This window comes from Streptomyces sp. SJL17-4 (assembly GCF_036826855.1).
Taxonomy (GTDB): domain Bacteria; phylum Actinomycetota; class Actinomycetes; order Streptomycetales; family Streptomycetaceae; genus Streptomyces.
Map to the genome: position 1 here is coordinate 6,213,595 of NZ_CP104578.1, position 18,686 is coordinate 6,232,280.

An 18,686-nucleotide genomic window follows, 5' to 3' on the forward strand; every position below is an offset into this window, starting at 1 on the left:
AGCTCGACATCGAGAGGTTGCCGCCATGAACCAGCTGACCCGTTACGAAGGACGCCGTGCCCTCATCACCGGCGGCGGCTCCGGCATCGGCCAGGCCACCGTCCTGCGCGTGCTCGCCGAGGGCGGCCGGGTCGTCGCCGCCGACATCAGCGAGGAAGGCCTCAAGGACACCGTCGCCAAGGCCGGCGACGCCGCAGACCGCCTGACCACCGTCGTCCTGAACGTCGCCGACGAGGCCTCCGTGCGCGCCGGCGTCGCCGCCGCCGTCGAGGCGCTCGGCGGCCTGGACGTCCTGGTCAACGCCGCCGGCATCCTGCGTTCCTCGCACACCCACGAGACGAGCCTCGACTCCTTCGAGCAGGTGATACGGATCAACCTCACGGGCACGTTCCTGATGATCCGCGAGGCGGTCCCCGCGCTTCTGGAGGGCAACGGCTCCGCCGTCGTGAACTTCTCCTCCACCTCCGCGATGTTCGCGCACCCCTACATGGCGGCCTACGCGGCCAGCAAGGGCGGCATCCAGTCCATGACCCACGCGCTCGCCGCCGAGTACGCCAAGCAGGGCATCCGCTTCACCGCCGTCCAGCCCGGCTCCATCTCCTCCGGAATGACCGACGGCACCGGCGCCAGCCGCCAGAGCGTCGGCCCCGGCCTCCCCGAGGACGCCGACTGGTCCCTCTTCGCGAAGCTCGCCCCCGCCCTCGGGCAGGGTTTCGCGGGCCCCGAGACCGTCGCGGGCGTCGTCGCGATGCTGGCGTCCGAGGACGGGAAGTTCATCACCGGCACCGAGGTCCGCATCGACGGCGGCACGCACTTCTGACGAGCGCGCCCTTCCCCCGGGATCGCGCGCTACGTCGTCCCGAAGCGCTCCCAGAGCCGGGGGAAGCGGGCCGCGAGGACCTTGTCGTCCTCCAGGTCGAACGGGGCTCCCAGCGGCTCCCCGCCCGGCATCGGAATGCCCAGGTCCGGGGTCTCGGCGCCGGTCAGCTGCTCGTACGCCTCGTCCGCCGCGAAACCGATCTCCTCGCCGTCCCCGTCGATCTCCAGGTCGAAGTCGCCGAGCAGTTCCGCGAGCGCGTCGGGATCGTGCACCGCGCCCTCGTACACCTCACGGCCCTGGCCGATGAGCCAGCAGCGGAACGAGTCGAAGGTCTCGTCGCCGGCCCCGTCGAAGAGCACCGCCGCCGCGCCCCACAGATCCCAGAGGTACGCGCGGTTGTAGCGGGCCTCGAAATGGCGTGCGTAGTCGAGCACGGAGTCGGGGTCCAGCCGGGTCAGCCGTTCCACGAGCAGGTCGGCCTGTTCCTCGGGGTCGCCCTCGGCGTCCTCGCGGCTGGCATCGATGATCTCCCAGAACTCCGTCTCGTCCATCACGGGACCAGCATCGTGGTTCGGGGGGTGCGACGCACCCGGAAAACCCGAAATGAATCCAGACAGAAGATGTCGTACTTTCCTGCGAGTCTGATGCGCATGACGACGGAGAAGAACGGGACGAACCAGACGAACAGCCTGCGCGGACGGATCTGCCTGGTCGCCGGGGCGACCCGGGGCGCCGGACGGGGCATCGCCGTCCAGCTCGGCGCGGCCGGAGCGACGGTGTACGTCACCGGGCGGACCACCCGCGAGAAGCTCAGCGAGGTCGGCCGGTCCACCGAGACCATCGAGGAGACCGCCGAACTGGTGACGGCCGCCGGAGGCGAGGGCATCGCCGTCCCCACCGACCACCTGGAGGTCGAGCAGGTGAAGGCACTGGTCGACCGGATCGACCGGGAGCACGGGCGGCTCGACGTCCTCGTGAACGACGTGTGGGGCGGCGAGCACCTCCTCGCCTTCGGCAAGAAGACCTGGGAGAACGACCTCACCGGCGGCCTGCGGATGCTGGAGCTCGGGGTACGGACGCACGCCATCACCTCCCACACCGCGATCCCGCTGCTCATCCGGAACAGGGGCGGCCTCGTCGTCGAGATCACCGACGGCACGTCCGAGTACAACGGCACCCGCTTCCGCGAGAACCTCTTCTACGACCTCGCCAAGAACGCCCCGATCCGGATGGCCTTCGGCCTCGGCAAGGAACTGGAGGAGTACGGCGGCACGGCGGTCTCCGTCACCCCCGGCTGGCTCAGGTCCGAGCAGATGCTCGCCGGGTTCGGCGTCACCGAGGAGAACTGGCGCGACGCCGTCGCGAAGATCCCGGACTTCGCGATCGCCGAGTCACCGGTGTACGTGGGGCGGGCGGTCGCCGCTCTCGCCGCCGACCCCGACCGGCACCGCTGGAACGGGCAGTCGCTGTCGAGCGGACAGCTGGCGGGGGAGTACGGCTTCACGGACGCGGACGGCTCGCGGCCGGACGCCTGGGGCTTCATCCTCGCCGGCGAGACGGGAAAGCCGGACGTGACCGACTACCGGTAGAGCCCGGCGAGCGCGCGGGCCGCCTCCTCGAAGCGGGCCCGCAGGGAGGCCGGGGCCAGCACCTCGGCCTCCGCGCCGAGCGCGAGCAGCTGGGAGAAGGCGACCTCCTCGCTCTCCACCGGGAGCGTCGCCGTCACCCGGCCGTCCGGGTCCCGCGTCCCCGCCGCGAGCGCCTCCTCGGCGGCCGCGCGGTCCGTCACGTACGGCAGTCTCCGGGCCCCCGCCTCCGAGAGCCGTACGACGACCTCGGCGCGCAGGATCGACCGGGCGAACTCCGCCGCGCGCGCGGCCCAGAACTCCGGCAGGGCGAACTCCTCGTCCCGTACGAAGCGCTCCGCGGAGAGTGCGACGGCCGCGAAGCGGTCCACCCGGTAGGTGCGGAACGCCGTACCGGACCGCGCGCACAGGTACCAGACGCCCGCCTTCAGGACGAGGCCGTACGGGGCGAGCTCGCGGTCCACCTCACGGTCACCGCGCCGGTAGCGGGCCGAGACCATCCGGTCGTCCCAGACCGCCCGCGCGATCGGCGGCAGCATCTCCGGGGTCTCCGGCTCCTGGTACCAGCCCGGCGCGTCGAGCAGAAAGCGCTGCGCCACCGAGTCCGGGGCGTCCCGCAGCGAGGGCAGCAGCGCCGCGGAGACCTTCAGCCGGGCCGCCGACGCCGCGTCCTCCAGACCCATGTCCCGCAGCGCGCCGGGCAGTCCGGACAGGAACAGCGCCTCGGCCTCGCCGCGCGCCAGGCCCGTGAGCCGCGTGCGGTAGCCGCCGACGAGCCGGTACCCACCGGCCCTGCCCCGGTCCGCATACACCGGAACCCCCGCCTCCGAGAGGGCGAGGGCATCGCGGGTGATGGTGCGCTCCGACACCTCGAGCTCGGCGGCGAGTTCGGCCGCCGTCATCGAAGGACGGGACTGGAGCAGGAGGACCATCTTGATCAGCCGGGCGGCGCGCATGAACCCATCATGCGCGCCCGCACCGACAACCGGGCAAGGGCCTACAGGCCGTAGCGCTCGCGCGCCTCCTTCACGGCCGAGGCGGGGACCTCGCCGCGGCGGGCGAGCTGCGCGAGGGCCGCGACGACGATCGACTGGGCGTCGACACCGAAGTGGCGGCGGGCCGCGTCACGGGTGTCCGAGAGGCCGAAGCCATCGGCGCCCAGCGAGGACCAGTCCTGCTCGACCCACTGCGCGATCTGGTCCGGGACCTGACGCATGTAGTCGGAGACCGCGAGGACCGGGGACTCGATGCCTTCCAGCGCCTTGCGGATGTACGGCACCTGCTCCTCGCCGCGCAGCAGCGCCGCGTCCGCCTCCAGGGCGTCGCGCCGCAGCTCCGTCCAGGAGGTCGCGGACCACACGTCGGCGCCCACGCCCCACTCGGCGGCGAGCAGCTTCTGCGCCTCCAGGGCCCAGTGGATGGCCGTACCGGAGGAGAGGAGCTGGATGCGCGAGGCGTTCGCGGGGAGGTCGAGGCCCGCGGACTCCGCCGTGTTGAAGCGGTAGAGGCCCTTGACGATGCCCTCGTCGATGCCGGCCGGCTTGGCGGGCTGCGGCATCGGCTCGTTGTAGACGGTGAGGTAGTAGAAGACGTTCTGGTCCTCGCCCTCGGCGGCCTCGCCGTACATCCGGCGCAGACCCTCCTTGACGATGGCCGCGACCTCGTAGGCGAACGCCGGGTCGTACGTCAGCGCCGCCGGGTTGGTGGCCGCGATCACCGGCGAGTGGCCGTCGGCGTGCTGCAGACCCTCACCCGTCAGGGTCGTACGGCCCGCGGTGGCACCGACGAGGAAGCCGCGGCCGAGCTGGTCGCCGAGCTGCCACATCTGGTCGGCGGTCCGCTGCCAGCCGAACATCGAGTAGAAGATGTAGAACGGGATCATCGCCTCGCCGTGCGTGGAGTACGCGGTGGAAGCGGCGATGAAGTCGGCCATCGAACCGGCCTCGGTGATCCCCTCGTTGAGGATCTGGCCGTTGACGGCCTCCTTGTAGTACATCAGCTGGTCGCGGTCGACCGGCTCGTACGTCTGGCCCTTCGGCGAGTAGATGCCGAGCGACGGGAACAGCGACTCCATACCGAAGGTACGGGCCTCGTCCGGGACGATCGGGACCCAGCGCTTGCCGGTCTCCTTGTCACGGATGAGGTCCTTGACCAGGCGGACGAAGGCCATCGTGGTCGCCATCGACTGCGCGCCGGAGCCCTTGTCGAAGGCGGTGAAGGCCTTCTCGGCCGGGGCCGGCAGCGGGGCGATCGCGTGGGTACGACGGGCCGGGGCCGGACCGCCGAGCGCCGCGCGGCGCTCCTGGAGGTAGCGGACCTCGGGGGAGTCGGCGCCGGGGTGGCCGTACGGCACCTGGCCGTCGGCGAACTGCGCGTCCGAGATGGGCAGTTCAAGAAGGTCACGCATGTTCTTGAACTCGTCGTTCGTGAGCTTCTTCATCTGGTGGTTCGCGTTCTTCGACGCGAAGCCCTCACCGAGGGTGAAGCCCTTGACGGTCTGCGCGAGGATGACCGTCGGCGCGCCCTTGAACTCGACGGCGGCCTTGTACGCGGCGTACACCTTGCGCGGCTCGTGGCCACCGCGCGAGAGGTGGAAGCACTCCAGGATCTTGTCGTCGCTCAGCAGCTGCGCCATCGCGACGAGCGCCGGGTCCTTGCCGAAGAAGTCCTGGCGGATGTAGGCGGCGTCGCGGGTCTGGTACGTCTGGACCTGCGCGTCCGGCACCTCACGGAGGCGGCGGACGAGGGCGCCGGTGGTGTCGAGCGCGAACAGCTCGTCCCAGGCGTTGCCCCACAGCGACTTCACGACGTTCCAGCCGGCGCCGCGGAACTGGGCCTCCAGCTCCTGCACGATCTTGAAGTTGGCGCGGACCGGGCCGTCGAGGCGCTGCAGGTTGCAGTTGATGACGAAGGTCAGGTTGTCCAGACCCTCGCGGGCGGCCAGGGCGAGGGCAGCGGTCGACTCGGGCTCGTCCATCTCGCCGTCACCGAGGAACGCCCACACGTGCGAGGCGGAGACGTCCTTGATGGCGCGGTTGGTCAGGTAGCGGTTGAAGCGCGCCTGGTAGATCGCGGAGAGCGGGCCCAGACCCATGGAGACGGTCGGGAACTCCCACAGCCAGGGCAGGCGGCGCGGGTGCGGGTAGGAGGGCAGACCGTTGCCGCCGGACTCCTGCCGGAAGTTGTCGAGGTGGGCCTCGTTCAGGCGCCCGTCCAGGAACGCGCGGGCGTAGATGCCCGGGGCGGCGTGACCCTGGATGTAGAGCTGGTCGCCGGAACCGTCGGCTTCCTTGCCCTTGAAGAAGTGGTTGAAGCCGGTCTCGTACAGCCAGGCGGCCGACGCGAACGTGGCGATGTGACCGCCGACGCCGTACTTCGAGCCGCGGGTGACCATCGCGGCCGCGTTCCAGCGGTTCCAGGCGGTGATCCGGCGCTCCATGGCCTCGTCGCCGTCGAAGGCGGCGCCCGTCGGCTCGGCGGAGGTCGGGATGGTGTTGACGTAGTCCGTCTCCAGCAGCTTGGGCAGGGCCAGGCCCGCGCCCTCGGCGTGCTGGAGCGTACGGCGCATCAGGTAGGCGGCCCGGTGGGGGCCGGCGGCCTTGGTGACGGCGTCCAGGGAGGCCGCCCACTCGGCGGTCTCCTCGGTGTCACGGTCCGGGAGCTGGTCGAGCTCGCTCGGAATCTTGCCTACGGGATCGGTCATGATCGCCGCCTTCCGGACAGGTGGGGGTGGAGATGGGGTGCCTTGTCTGGCAGGACAGGGCGAAGGGCCGGGTAGCGGCCCGCCGAAGACTGTAAACCGGCGATCGATGATCGATCAAAGGGTTGAAGGGGAAAACCTCTTCAGATCGAGAAAGTCGGCACAGGGTGCCGCGAAACGGGGCACCCGGTGCCTTGTTTTCGCAGGTGAGGGCGGGGAGGAGCCGCTTTCTGAGGGGGTGCGCGCACGAATGAGCGGGCATGAAGGAGCGGGCCCGCCGGAGGGTGGGCCCGCTCACTGTCCGTGAACTGTCCGTGCCGAAAGAGGGGGTCAGGCGCGCGGCGCGCAGCCCAGAACGTGTGCCTTCACCAGCGCGCCGATGTTCGGATCGCCCCGCCGGAAGGCCTCCACCAGCTCCTGGTGCTCCTCCGCGTACGACTTCTGGACCGTGCCCAGCCAGCGGATCGACAGGGCCGTGAAGACCTCGATGCCGAGCGTCTCCCAGGTGTGCAGCAGGACGGCGTTCCCCGCCGCCTTCACCAGCTCCCGGTGGAAGGCCACCGTGTGCCGCACCTGGGCCGTGCCGTCGGAGGTCGCGTCCGCCTCGTACAGGGCCGCCACGTGCGGCTCCAGGGCCGAGCAGTCCGCCGCGAGCCGCCCGGCCGCCAGCTCGGCCGCGATCTGCTCCAGACCGGCGCGTACGGGATAGCTCTCCTCCAGGTCGGCGGCGGTCAGATTGCGCACCCGGACGCCCTTGTTCGGCGCCGACTCGATCAGCCGCAGCGACTCCAGCTCGCGCAGCGCCTCGCGCACGGGCGTCTGGCTGACCTCGAGCTCGGTCGCGATCCGGCGCTCCACGATCCGCTCGCCCGGCTTCCAGCGGCCGCTGACGATCCCCTCCACGATGTGCTCGCGGATCTGCTCGCGCAGCGAGTGGACGACGGGGACGGTCATGAAGCGGCTCCTCGGGGAGTGTTGACTCTAAAGACAATACGGCGGCGCCCCCGTCCGGAAACACTTCCGGACGGGGGCGCCGCAGGTGAGGCTCGTTACGTTGCCTCGGCGTATGCCTTTCGGCGTACGTCCTACAGGCCGAGGTCGTTCTCGAACTCGCCGGCCTCGAGGATCGCCTTGACCGAGGTCAGGTAGCGGGCGGCGTCGGCGCCGTCCACCAGACGGTGGTCGTAGGACAGCGCGACGTACGTCATGTCGCGGATCGCGATCGTCTCACCCAGGTCCGGGTGGTTGATGACGACCGGACGGCGCACGGTGGCGCCGATGCCCAGGATGGCGACCTGGTTCGGGGGCACGATGATCGTGTCGAACAGCGCGCCGCGCGAACCGGTGTTGGAGATGGTGAAGGTCGCACCGGCCAGGTCGTCCGGGGTGATCTTGCTGGCGCGCACGGCGCCGGCCAGCTCCGCGGTCTTCTTCGAGATGCCGGCGATGTTGAGGTCGCCCGCACCCTTGATGACCGGGGTCATCAGACCCTTCTCGGAGTCCACCGCGATACCGATGTTCTCGGCGTCGAAGTAGGTGATCGTGCCCTCGTCCTCGTTGATCCGGGCGTTGATGACCGGGTGGGCCTTCAGCGCCTGGGCCGCCGCCTTCACGAAGAACGGCATCGGGGACAGCTTGACGCCCTCACGGGCGGCGAAGGCGTCCTTGGCACGGGCGCGCAGCTTCATCAGCTTGGTGATGTCGACCTCGACGACCGAGGTCAGCTGGGCCTGGCCGTGCAGCGCCTTCATCATGTTGTCGCCGATGACCTTGCGCATGCGGGTCATCTTGACGGTCTGACCGCGCAGCGGGGAGACCTCGAGCGCCGGAGCCTTGGCGGCGGCCGGAGCAGCGGCGGCGGGGGCAGCGGCGGCGGCCTTCTTGGCCTCGGCGGCCGCGAGGACGTCCTGCTTGCGGATACGACCGCCGACGCCCGAACCCTTGACGGCCGCCAGGTCGACACCGTTCTCGGTGGCGAGCTTGCGGACCAGCGGGGTCACGTACGCGCCGTCCTCGGCGGGGGCGGCCGCGGGGGTCGCCGGAACCGGGGTGACGACCGCCGGGGCGATCGACGGGGCCTGGGCGACCGGGGCCGGAGCCGCGGCCGGGGCGGCCGGAGCGGGGGCCGGAGCCGGAGCGGCCGGGGCCGGAGCAGCGGCGGCGGGAGCCGGAGCGGCGGCCGGGGCCGGGGCGGCCGGAGCCGGAGCGGCGGCCGGAGCCGCACCCGCGGCACCGATGACGGCGAGCTTGGCGCCGACCTCGGCGGTCTCGTCCTCGGCGACGACGATCTCCAGGAGAACGCCGGAGGCCGGGGCGGGGATCTCGGTGTCGACCTTGTCCGTGGAGACCTCGAGCAGCGGCTCGTCGGCCTCGACGGTCTCGCCGACCGACTTCAGCCAGCGGGTGACGGTGCCCTCGGTGACGGACTCGCCGAGTGCGGGCAGCACGACGTCGGTGCCGGTGGCGCCGACCCCTGCGGGAGAAGGTGCGGCGGCGGCCGGAGCCTCGGCCGCGGGGGCCGGAGCGGCCGGGGCCTCGGCGACCGGCGCCGGAGCGGCCGCGGCGGGCTCGGCGGCCGGAGCCGGGGCGGCCTCGGCGGCCGGAGCCGCAGCGGGGGCGCCCGTGCCGTCGTCGATGATGGCCAGCTCGGCGCCGACCTCGACCGTCTCGTCCTCGGCGACCTTGATGGAGGCCAGGATGCCCGAGGCGGGGGCGGGGATCTCGGTGTCGACCTTGTCGGTCGAGACCTCGAGCAGCGGCTCGTCGGCCTCGACACGCTCACCCTCGGCCTTGAGCCAGCGGGTGACGGTGCCCTCGGTGACGCTCTCGCCGAGCGCCGGCAGGGTTACGGAAACCGACATGGTTTCAGTTGCTCCTAACGAATTGCGGGAAGTGGTCGTCGCGCCCTGTGATGACGTGAGCGTCAGTCGTGGGAGTGCAGAGGCTTGCCGGCCAGGGCCAGGTGGGCCTCGCCGAGCGCCTCGTTCTGCGTCGGGTGGGCGTGGATGAGCTGCGCGACCTCGGCCGGCAGCGCCTCCCAGTTGTAGATCAGCTGCGCTTCGCCGACCTGCTCGCCCATGCGGTCACCGACCATGTGGACGCCGACCACGGCACCGTCCTTGACCTGGACGAGCTTGATCTCGCCCGCGGTCTTGAGGATCTTGCTCTTGCCGTTGCCCGCCAGGTTGTACTTCAGGGCGACGACCTTGTCCGCGCCGTAGATCTCCTTGGCCTTGGCCTCGGTGATGCCGACGGAGGCGACCTCGGGGTGGCAGTACGTCACCCGGGGCACGCCGTCGTAGTCGATCGGGACGGCCTTCAGGCCGGCCAGGCGCTCCGCGACGAGGATGCCCTCGGCGAAGCCGACGTGCGCGAGCTGGAGCGTCGGGACGAGGTCGCCCACGGCCGAGACCGTCGGCACGTTGGTGCGCATGTACTCGTCGACCAGGACGTAGCCGCGGTCCATCGCGACGCCCTGCTCCTCGTAACCGAGACCGGCGGAGACCGGGCCGCGGCCGATGGCGACCAGCAGCACCTCGGCCTCGAAGGTCTTGCCGTCGGCCAGCGTGACCTTGACGCCGTTGTCGGTGTACTCGGCGGACTGGAAGAAGGTGCCGAGGTTGAACTTGATGCCGCGCTTGCGGAACGCGCGCTCAAGAAGCTTCGAGCTGTTCTCGTCCTCGACCGGGACGAGGTGCTTCATGCCCTCGATCACCGTGACGTCGGTGCCGAAGGACTTCCACGCCGAGGCGAACTCGACGCCGATGACACCGCCGCCGAGGATGATCGCGGACTCCGGGACCCGGTCCAGGGTCAGCGCGTGGTCCGAGGTGATGATCCGGTTGCCGTCGATCTCCAGCCCGGGGAGGGACTTCGGCACGGAACCGGTGGCCAGGAGGACGTGACGGCCCTCGACGCGACGACCGTCGACGTCGACGGAGGTCGGGGAGGACAGGTGGCCGGTGCCCTCGATGTAGGTCACCTTGCGGGAGGCGACGAGACCCTGCAGACCCTTGTACAGGCCCGAGATCACGTCGTCCTTGTACTTGTGCACGGCCTTGATGTCGATGCCCTCGAAAGAGGCCCTGACACCGAACTGCTCCGCCTCGCGGGTCTGGTCGGCGACCTCGCCGGCGTGGAGCAGGGCCTTCGTCGGGATGCAGCCGTTGTGCAGGCAGGTGCCGCCGAGCTTGTTCTTCTCGATCAGTGCGACGTCCAGGCCCAGCTGCGCTCCGCGCAGCGCCGCGGCGTAACCGCCGCTACCGCCGCCGAGGATCACTAGGTCGAAAACGGTGCTGGCGTCGTTCGCCACGTCACGTCCTCCATGCATGTGCGCTCGTCGCCGGTCCTCGATGACCAGGCGGCGGCTGGTGTTCGGCCGCTTATTTTCGGCCCTGTGGTGGGGGCCCTGTCCTGCCGAGAACCCATCTTCGCACTTGTTGACGGATGGCGGGACGCGGGGCCGTGCTCTGAGACGGCCGATCGTCCGTACGGCGGGTGGACCAGCGCGTACGAACCTACGGATTTCGTCGCGGGCGAACAGCGACGGCCCCGGGCACGCAGCCCGGGGCCGTCGCCGTCACGTGCCCGCTCAGAGCTCGCCGGCCGCCGTGCGCTCGGCCAGCTTCACCAGGGTGCGGACCGAGGAGCCGGTGCCGCCCTTGGGGGTGTAGCCGTACGGGGCGCCCTCGTGGAAGGCCGGGCCCGCGATGTCCAGGTGGGCCCAGGTGATGCCCTCGCCCACGAACTCCTGGAGGAAGAGACCGGCGACCAGGCCGCCGCCCATCCGCTCACCCATGTTGGCGATGTCGGCGGTGGGGGAGTCCATGCCCTTGCGCAGGTCCGCGGGGAGCGGCATCGGCCAGGACGCCTCGCCGACCTCCTCCGCGATCTCGTGGATCGCGGAGCGGTAGTCGTCGTCGTTGGCCATGATGCCGAAGGTGCGGTTGCCGAGCGCCAGGACCATCGCGCCGGTCAGGGTCGCCACGTCGACGATCGCGTCCGGGTGCTCCTCGGAGGCCCGGGTCAGCGCGTCGGCGAGGACGAGCCGGCCCTCGGCGTCGGTGTTCAGGACCTCGACGGTCTTGCCGCTGTACATGCGCAGCACGTCACCCGGGCGGGTGGCGGAGCCGGACGGCATGTTCTCGGCGAGGGCGAGCCAGCCCGTGACGTTGACCTCCAGGCCGAGGCGGGCCGCGGCGACGACGGACGAGAACACGGCGGCCGCGCCGCTCATGTCGCACTTCATCGTCTCGTTGTGGCCGGCCGGCTTCAGGGAGATGCCGCCCGAGTCGTAGGTGATGCCCTTGCCGACCAGGGCGAGGGTCTTCTCCGCCTTCGGGTGGGTGTAGCCGATGCGGACCAGGCGCGGCGGGTTCTGCGAGCCGACGCCGACACCGAGGATGCCGCCGAAGCCGCCCTTGGCGAGCGCCTTCTCGTCGAGGACCTGGACCTTGAGGCCGTGCTCCTTGCCGGCGGCCTGGGCGGCGGCGGCGAAGGCGGCCGGGGTCAGGTCGTTCGGCGGCATGTTGATCAGGTCGCGGGCGCGGTTGATCTCCTCGGCGACGGCCAGGGCACGCTCGGCGGCGGCCTTGTGGGCCTTGTCGCGCGGCTTGGCGCCGAGCAGGGCGACCTCGCCCAGCGGCTTCTTCGCGTCCTTGCCGTTCTCCTGGTACTGCGTGAAGGCGTACGCGCCGAGCAGGGCGCCCTCCGCGATGGCGGCGGCGTCCTCGGCGGCGTCGATCGGCAGCGCGAACGCGGCCTTCTTCGAGCCGTTCAGGGTGCGGGCGGCGACACCGGCGGCCCGGCGGAGGGTCTCCGCGCCGTAGGACGCGCCGTCCTCGGGGGCGGAGCCCAGACCGACGGCCAGGACGACGGGGGCCTTGAGGCCGGCCGGGGCGGGCAGCTTGGTCGCCTCACCCTCGGCACCCGAGGCGCCCAGCGTCTCCAGGACGGCGGCGAGCCGGCCGTCGAAGGCCTTGTCGACGGCCTCGGCGCCCGGGGCGACGACGAGCGTCTTCCCGGACTTCGCGACGCCGATGACGAGGGCGTCGGCGCGGAGCGTCGCCGCGCCGGCAGTGCTGAGAGTGAGAGCAGTCACGGTGGTGAAATCTCGCTTCCATTGAGTTCTGTGGCGGTCGAGGGATGGGCCGACCGTGCCCGCCGCATCGTATTTCGGCCCGGAGAGCGCCGAGAACGAGCCTACGCTCGCTCAACGGGTTCGCTCACGGCGGCGCCGATTCACTCATCCGTGGTGTCTCTTTCATGTTTACCGTTCTGGCTCGGAGTGCTCGTTCACACTCGCCTCAGTCACGCAAGGACGACCCACTCGTCTTCGCACCATCTGCATCATCTCCACAGGTTCGCCGCCCCGGCCCCCGGTGCGCGGGGACCTGCCGAGGGGGGACACCACCTGATGGACTCCGGCCGAATCCGTACGCCCAGAAGCGCGCCCCGCACCCGTGGCGGCGCCCGCACCGCGCCCCGTACGGCTCCGCGTACCGCCCGCGTCGCGGCACTCGCCGCCGCCGCGCTGCTCGCCACCGTCGTCCCGTCCGCGCAGGCCGTAGCGGCCCCCGTGCCCCGGGTCGACCTCACCGTCCTCGTCGTCGACGACGGCGGCAGCGCGGTCGGTGCGATCACCGCCGAACTGAAGGGCGCCGGCGTCCCGTACCGCAGGATCGACCTGAACGACCCGAACCGGCCGGTCCTCGACACCGCCTTCCTCAGCGACACGCTCGACGGCCGCCCCCGCGCCAAGTACCAGGGCGTGGTCCTGCCCCACGAGACCGCGTTCGGCCCCGACTCGGCCGAGCACACCGCCCTCCAGGCGTACGAGCGGACCTTCGGCGTCCCACAGGTCGACGCCTACACGTGGTCGCACCCCGGCGTCGGCCTCGACTACACGAACGAGGGCGGCTGGTCCGGCGTCCTCGACGGCACCACCGCCGGCATCACCGCCGCAGGGAAGGCGGGCCCCTTCCGGTACCTGGCCGGGGCGCTCACCTTCGAGGACAACGACCCCTCGATCGCCGAGAGCTACGGCTACGCGGGCCGCCCCCGGGCCGGCTTCACCAGCTACGTCGACGTGCCCGTCGACGGGGGTGGCCGGGCCAGCCTCGTCGGCGAGTACACCGCCGACGGGCGCCGCGAACTGGTCGTCACCTTCGCCTACAACCAGTACCAGCGGCAGTTCCGGGCCCTCGCCCGCGGCATCGTCGAATGGCTCACCCAGGGCGTCCACCTCGGCCAGAGCCGCAACTACCTCTCCGTGCACGTCGACGACGTCTTCGCCCCCGACGCCCGCTGGGACACCGGACTCGACTGCACCCCCGGCGACTTCGACTGCGTCGGCGACGACGGAGAGGGCGCCGACCCGATCCGGATGACGGTCGCCGACGCCCAGTACGCCGCCGCCTGGCAGAAGTCCTCCGGCTTCACCCTCGACATGGTCTACAACGGCGGCCAGGGCGAGCAGTGGAAGGCCGAACACGGCGGCACCGACCCGCTCACCGACCGGCTCGTCGCCGACCGCGCCCAGTACCGGTGGATCAACCACACGTACACCCATCCCTTCCTCGGCTGCGTCCAGGACAACGCCGTCGTCCCCTGGCAGTGCGCCAAGGACGCCTCGGGCAAGACCCTCTGGGTCAGCCGCGCCGAGCTGTCCGCCCAGATCCGCGACAACCACAACTGGGCCGTCCGCAAGGGCATCTCCGTCGACCGCTCCGAACTCGTCACCGGAGAGCACTCCGGCCTCAAGACCCTGCCCCAGCAGCCCGTCGACAACCCGAACCTGGCCGGCGCCCTCGCCGACAACGGCGTCAAGTGGACGGCCAGCGACAACTCCCGCGAACCGCAGCAACGGGCGCTCGGCACCGCCTCCGGCGCCGCGAAGACCGTGCCCCGCCACCCCATGAACGTGTACTACAACGTGGGCACCGCCGCCGAGATGACCGACGAGTACAACTGGGTCTACACCTCCCGCGCCGACGGCGGCAGCGGCATCTGCGAGTCCAACCCGGCCTCCACCTGCCTGCCCGCCCCGCTCCCCACGGCCACCGGCTACGCCGACCACATCGTGCCGCAGGAAGCCCGTATCGCCCTCTCCCACGTCCTCGGCAACGACCCCCGGCCGCACTACGTGCACCAGTCGAACCTCGCCGAGGAGCGCCTGCTCTACCCCGTCCTCGACCGGGTACTCGCCGACTACCGGGGCCTGTTCGCACCCAGCGCGCCCCTGGTGAACCCGGCCCAGCGGGACGTCGGCACCGAACTGACCCGCCGCGCGGCCTGGGACCAGGCCCTCGCCGCCGGAAAGGTCACCGCCTACCGCATCGGCACCGCCGTCACCGTCAAGGCCCCCGCCGGCGTCACCGTGCCCGTCACCGCCCCCGAGGGCACCCGCAAGCGCCTCCTCCTCGGCACCGCCGCCTTCGGGGCGCCGTACGCCGGGACCCGCTCCGCCTGGACCGCGCCCGAACCGCTCCAGACCAGCGTCACACTCACGCTCCCGACCGCCTGACCAGCACGTTCTGGGGGGAACCGCACATGCCGAGCAGTGGCCGTCATGTCACCATGCTCACCGAAGGCACCTACCCGCATGTCCACGGCGGCGTCAGCACCTGGTGCGACCAGCTCGTCCGCGGCATGCCCGAGGTCGACTTCGAGATCCTCGCCCTCACCGGCAGCGGCCGCGAACCCGTCACCTGGGAGCTGCCGTCCAACGTCACCCGGCACACCGCCTACGCCCTCTGGGGACTCCCGCAGGGTCCGACCGCGCCCGGCCTGTTCGCCGGAGCGCGCCGGCCCCTGCGGGGGCGTGAGCGCCGCCGCTTCCTCGACACCTACGAGCGCCTGCTGCTCGCCCTCCTCGACCCGGAGGCGGGCTACGACTTCGGCACCAGCCTGTACGAACTCGCCGAACTGGCCCGGCAGGGACGGCTCACCGCCGCCCTGCGCTCGGAGCCGGCCCTGCGCTCCCTGATGTGGATCTGGACCATGCCGCATCTGCCGACGCTCGCGGCCCGGCCCACCGTCCACGACGCCCTCACCGCCACCGACCTGCTCGAACACGCCCTGCGGCCGCTGGCCGCCCGGATATCCACCGACGGCGTCGCCCACGCCGTCTCCAGCGGCCTCGCCACCCTCCCGGCGCTCGCCGCACAGCACTTCGAAGGGGTGCCCTTCCTGCTCACCGAACACGGCATCTACCTCCGCGAGCGCTATCTCGGCTACCGCACCGAGGCACAACGCTGGCCCGTCAAGGCCCTCATGCTCGGCTTCTACCGTGAGCTCAACACCCTCGGCTACCGCAAGGCCGACCTCATCACCCCCTGCAACCAGTACAACCGGCGCTGGGAGGAGCGCGGCGGCGCCCCCGCCGACCGCATCCGCACCGTCTACAACGGCGTCGACCCGGCCCTCTTCCCCGAGGCCGGCCCCGAGCCCGAGACCCCCACGCTCAGCTGGTGCGGCCGCGTCGACCCCATCAAGGACCTCGAAACCCTGATCAGGGCGTACGCCATCTGCCGCGCCGAACTTCCCGCGCTGCGGCTCCGGTTGTTCGGCCCGGTCCCCGCCGGGAACGAGGACTACCTCACCCGCCTGGAGAAGCTCGCCGCCGAACTCGGCGTCACCGACGGGATCACCTTCGAGGGCCGGATCTCCGACGTGCCCAGCGCGTACGCGGCCGGCAGCGTCGTGATGCTCTCCTCCATCAGCGAGGGCTTCCCGTTCTCCCTCATCGAGGCCATGTCCTGCGGCCGCGCCACCGTCTCCACCGACGTCGGAGGGGTACGGGAGGCCGTCGGCGACACCGGGATCGTCGTCCCGCCCCGCGAACCGGCCGTGATGGCCGCCGCCGTCACCGCCCTCCTCAGCGACGGGGCCCGTCGCGCCGAACTCGGCCGACGGGCCCGGCAGCGGGTCATCGACCGGTTCACCCTGCACCGCTCGGTGGACGGCTTCCGCCAGATCTACCGCGAACTGGCGGGCGACCGGGTACGCCCCGAGGCGCGTCCCCAGGTCCGGCCGAAGCCCTGGCCGGCCCGACTCCCGGCCCCGCGCCGCATCACCCCGACCCTGGTAGCGGGAGGCACCCCGGCATGAGCGGCTCCCTGTGGCTGAAACCCCCGACCACCGAAACCCCACTCCCGGCGATCCCCCGCCCGCGCCGGGAACACACCCCGACCCGCCCGGGGAACCAGCCCCCCGACACGGCGCCCCCGGCCCCCGTCACAGCGCCCCCGGCCACCGGACCGGCCTCCGGCATCACGGCCGAGGCCACCGGGCCGGGGACGGCGGCGGCCGGTGTGCCGACGACGGCGGCCTGGCCGGCGACGGCCACTGCCGCGGTGGCCGCGCCTGGGGTGGTGCCCGCCCCTGGCGTGGTGGCTGCTCCCGGCGGGGTGGCCGCCTCGGGCGTGGTAGCTGCCTCGGGCGTGGTGGCCGCTCCCGGCACAGCGGCCGCCCCCGGCCCCGCCACCGCCGTCGGCACGCCGGTCACCCCCGGCCCGGCCGCCGCACACGGCATCCGCCCGTACGCCGCCGGAGGCTCCCCGTACCCCGCCGGAGGCTCCCCGTACCCCGCCGGAGGCTCCCCGCACCCCGCCGGAGGCGAACTCGCCGGTGATCCGCTCGACGAGCTCGCCGAGCGGCTCGGGGGGTTCGTCGCCGTCGCCGTGCACCCCGACGAGATCGCCGCCGTCCTCGAGTCCGACGGCATGACCGACGACCACATCCGGCTCACCTACGGCCGCGCCGACTCCTTCGAGCTCGCCGAGGACCTCTACGCGCGCGTGGAGCGGCGCCACCCCGCCCCGGAGGTGCCGCCCGGCGGCGCCTGGCACACCGGGCTCGCGGGCTGTCTCCTGCGCGGGCTCGTCTTCGCGCTGCCCGGCCTCGCGTACGTCCTCGCCGCGCCGCTGCTCGCCGTGGAGCAGGGCCGGTTCGGGCTCCCGGGCGGAACGGTTCCGCTGCTCGCGGGCGCCGTCACCGGCTGGGTCTGGAACCAGGCCCTCGCCCACCGCGCGTACACCTGGCTGGGCCTCGGCGACCGGCCCGCCGCCGTCCGCGCCCTGCTCCTCGGGGCCCCGGCGGGCGCCCTCGCCGGTACGGTCGTCGCCCTCGCGGCGGCCGCGCCCGGCGAGACACCGGCGGCCCTGTTCGCCGCCGGGCAGGCGGTCTACCTCGCCGCCGCGACCGTGCCTCTCGTCCTCGGCCGCGAACGGGCCCTGCTCTGCGCCCTGATGCCGCTCGCCGGAGCCGTCCCCGCCTTCCGCTGGGACCTGCCCGACCTGCTGCGCGCCGGCCTCCTCCTCACCGCGCTCACCGCGAGCGTCACCTTCGCCGGGCTCGTCCTCCGGCCGGGTGCCCGGCCGGGCGCGGCGGGACGCGGCGGACCCCCGCGCGCGGCCTCCCTCCCGTACGGCCTCTTCGGCCTCGGCAGCGGTCTGCTCGTGCTCCAGGCGGGCATCGGCGACACCCTGGTGAGCGGCGCGGGGGCCGTCGTGGCGCTGACGCTCTCCATGGGGCCCGCCGAGTGGCTGCTGCACCGCTTCCGGGGCGAGAGCCTCACCCGGCTGCGGACCCTGGGCACCGCACGCGAGTTCCGCCGCGCGGTCACCGGCACCCTCGTGCTCTGTCTCGGCGGCTACCTCGGCGTCCTCGTCGCGCTCACCGTCGCCGTGACCCTGGCCTGGCCCGGGGCGCCCTGGCCGACGCTCCCGCGCCTCGTCACGCTGCTCCTGATCGGGACCGTGCTCTGGCTGGGGCTGCTGCTCCAGGCCTTCGGGGCGGTGCTCAGCGCGGCCGCCGTCTGTCTGCTCGCGGCGGCGGCGCAGACGCTGGAACCCGCGGCGGGCCCGGCGGCGGCCGGGGGAGCGGCGGCCGTGCTCGCCGTCCTCACCTGCGTCCTGCTGGTACGACCGACCGCCCACCGCGTCTAGGGGACCGGGCCCGTGAATCGTTTCCTCCTGGTGCCGTTCTACGAGCACCCGGCCGACCGGCCCGAGGCCTGGTCGGCCCTCGTCGAGGCGGCGCCGTCCCTGTACGGCGTAGTCGTCAACCCGGCGAGCGGCGCGGGCGACGCCCCCGACCCGGCGTTCGCCGACGCCGCCGACCGGCTACGGGCGGCCGGGGTCCGGCTCCTCGGCTACGTGGACACGGACTACGGGCGCCGCCCGCACGCCGAGGTCGTCACCGATCTGCTCCGTCACCGCGACTGGTACGGCACGGACGGCGCCTTCCTCGACCAGGTCTCCACCGCGCCCACCGCCCTCGCCCACTACCGCAGGGTCGCGGTCGCGGCCCGGGCGGCGGGGGCCGTGACCCTGGTGCTCAACCACGGCGCCCATCCGGACCCGGGGTACGAGGAGTTCGCGGACCTCCTCGTCACCTTCGAGGGCCCCTGGGACACGTACCGGACGCTGGACCTGCCGGTCGCCCCCCACTACTGCCACCTCGTGTACGCGGCTCCGCCCGGCGTCCGCCCGGTCACCCCGGTGCACTGTGCCGTCCCCGGCACGGGCGCGCACCCCTGGGGCACCCTCCCGCACCTCCCGGAGCCGGCCCGCTGAGC

The 18,686-nt window shown here is 72.4% G+C and carries 13 protein-coding genes; 6 read left to right on the forward strand and 7 right to left on the reverse strand.

The genetic code is table 11. From position 1 onward, the window contains the following. Positions 1-25 precede the first annotated feature (25 nt). Positions 26-820 carry an SDR family oxidoreductase gene (locus N5875_RS27940; RefSeq protein ID WP_318211327.1) on the forward strand — a complete coding sequence of 265 codons (795 nt, stop codon included), beginning with the start codon at positions 26-28 and terminating at the stop codon, positions 818-820. 29 nt (positions 821-849) lie between these two features. Here N5875_RS27940 and N5875_RS27945 read toward each other — a convergent pair whose 3' ends face one another. Then, entirely contained in the window at positions 850-1,371 is a 522-nt protein-coding gene (locus tag N5875_RS27945) for a DUF4240 domain-containing protein (RefSeq protein ID WP_318211443.1), read from the reverse strand. A gap of 99 nt (positions 1,372-1,470) precedes the next feature. On the opposite strand from N5875_RS27945, the gene N5875_RS27950 reads away from it, so the two are divergent. Further along, entirely contained in the window at positions 1,471-2,409 is a 939-nt protein-coding gene (locus tag N5875_RS27950; RefSeq protein WP_318211326.1) for an SDR family oxidoreductase, read from the forward strand. Here the strand turns inward: N5875_RS27950 and N5875_RS27955 are convergent. The 6 genes from N5875_RS27955 to N5875_RS27980 form a co-directional block, all read right to left on the reverse strand. Continuing rightward, a complete protein-coding gene (locus N5875_RS27955; RefSeq protein WP_338496902.1) occupies positions 2,400-3,362 on the reverse strand; it encodes a WYL domain-containing protein in 963 nt (320 codons plus the stop codon). The two genes, N5875_RS27950 and N5875_RS27955, sit on opposite strands and share 10 nt — an antisense overlap. A 41-nt stretch (positions 3,363-3,403) precedes the next feature. Beyond that, the gene (gene aceE / locus N5875_RS27960) at positions 3,404-6,109 is read right to left on the reverse strand and encodes a pyruvate dehydrogenase (acetyl-transferring), homodimeric type (protein ID WP_338496904.1); all 2,706 of its coding nucleotides are present in this window, start codon (positions 6,107-6,109) and stop codon (positions 3,404-3,406) included. A gap of 327 nt (positions 6,110-6,436) precedes the next feature. After that, complete coding sequence (locus tag N5875_RS27965) at positions 6,437-7,060, reverse strand: GntR family transcriptional regulator (RefSeq protein WP_030314321.1); 624 nt, start codon at positions 7,058-7,060, stop codon at positions 6,437-6,439. 131 nt (positions 7,061-7,191) lie between these two features. Then, on the reverse strand, positions 7,192-8,967 hold the full coding sequence (sucB, locus tag N5875_RS27970) for a 2-oxoglutarate dehydrogenase, E2 component, dihydrolipoamide succinyltransferase (RefSeq protein ID WP_338496907.1): 1,776 nt from the start codon (positions 8,965-8,967) through the stop codon (positions 7,192-7,194). A gap of 62 nt (positions 8,968-9,029) precedes the next feature. Continuing rightward, entirely contained in the window at positions 9,030-10,418 is a 1,389-nt protein-coding gene (gene lpdA / locus N5875_RS27975) for a dihydrolipoyl dehydrogenase (protein ID WP_318211322.1), read from the reverse strand. Between the two features lie 279 nt (positions 10,419-10,697). After that, the gene (locus N5875_RS27980; RefSeq protein ID WP_318211321.1) at positions 10,698-12,206 is read right to left on the reverse strand and encodes a leucyl aminopeptidase; all 1,509 of its coding nucleotides are present in this window, start codon (positions 12,204-12,206) and stop codon (positions 10,698-10,700) included. Positions 12,207-12,521: 315 nt separating this feature from the next. Here N5875_RS27980 and N5875_RS27985 point away from each other — a divergent pair, with 315 nt between their 5' ends. From N5875_RS27985 to N5875_RS28000, 4 genes are read left to right on the forward strand one after another with little or no spacing between them, the layout of a single operon-like run. Next, positions 12,522-14,630 (forward strand): hypothetical protein, encoded by a 2,109-nt coding sequence (locus N5875_RS27985; protein ID WP_338496909.1) that lies wholly within the window; start codon positions 12,522-12,524, stop codon positions 14,628-14,630. A gap of 26 nt (positions 14,631-14,656) precedes the next feature. Next, positions 14,657-16,216: a GT4 family glycosyltransferase PelF gene (pelF, locus tag N5875_RS27990; protein ID WP_318211319.1), complete on the forward strand. Its 1,560-nt coding sequence runs from the start codon at positions 14,657-14,659 to the stop codon at positions 16,214-16,216. Then, on the forward strand, positions 16,213-18,054 hold the full coding sequence (locus N5875_RS27995; protein WP_338496911.1) for a hypothetical protein: 1,842 nt from the start codon (positions 16,213-16,215) through the stop codon (positions 18,052-18,054). Before pelF ends, N5875_RS27995 begins: the two co-directional genes overlap by 4 nt. A gap of 12 nt (positions 18,055-18,066) precedes the next feature. Then, positions 18,067-18,684 (forward strand): spherulation-specific family 4 protein, encoded by a 618-nt coding sequence (locus tag N5875_RS28000; RefSeq protein ID WP_338496914.1) that lies wholly within the window; start codon positions 18,067-18,069, stop codon positions 18,682-18,684. Positions 18,685-18,686: the final 2 nt, after the last annotated feature.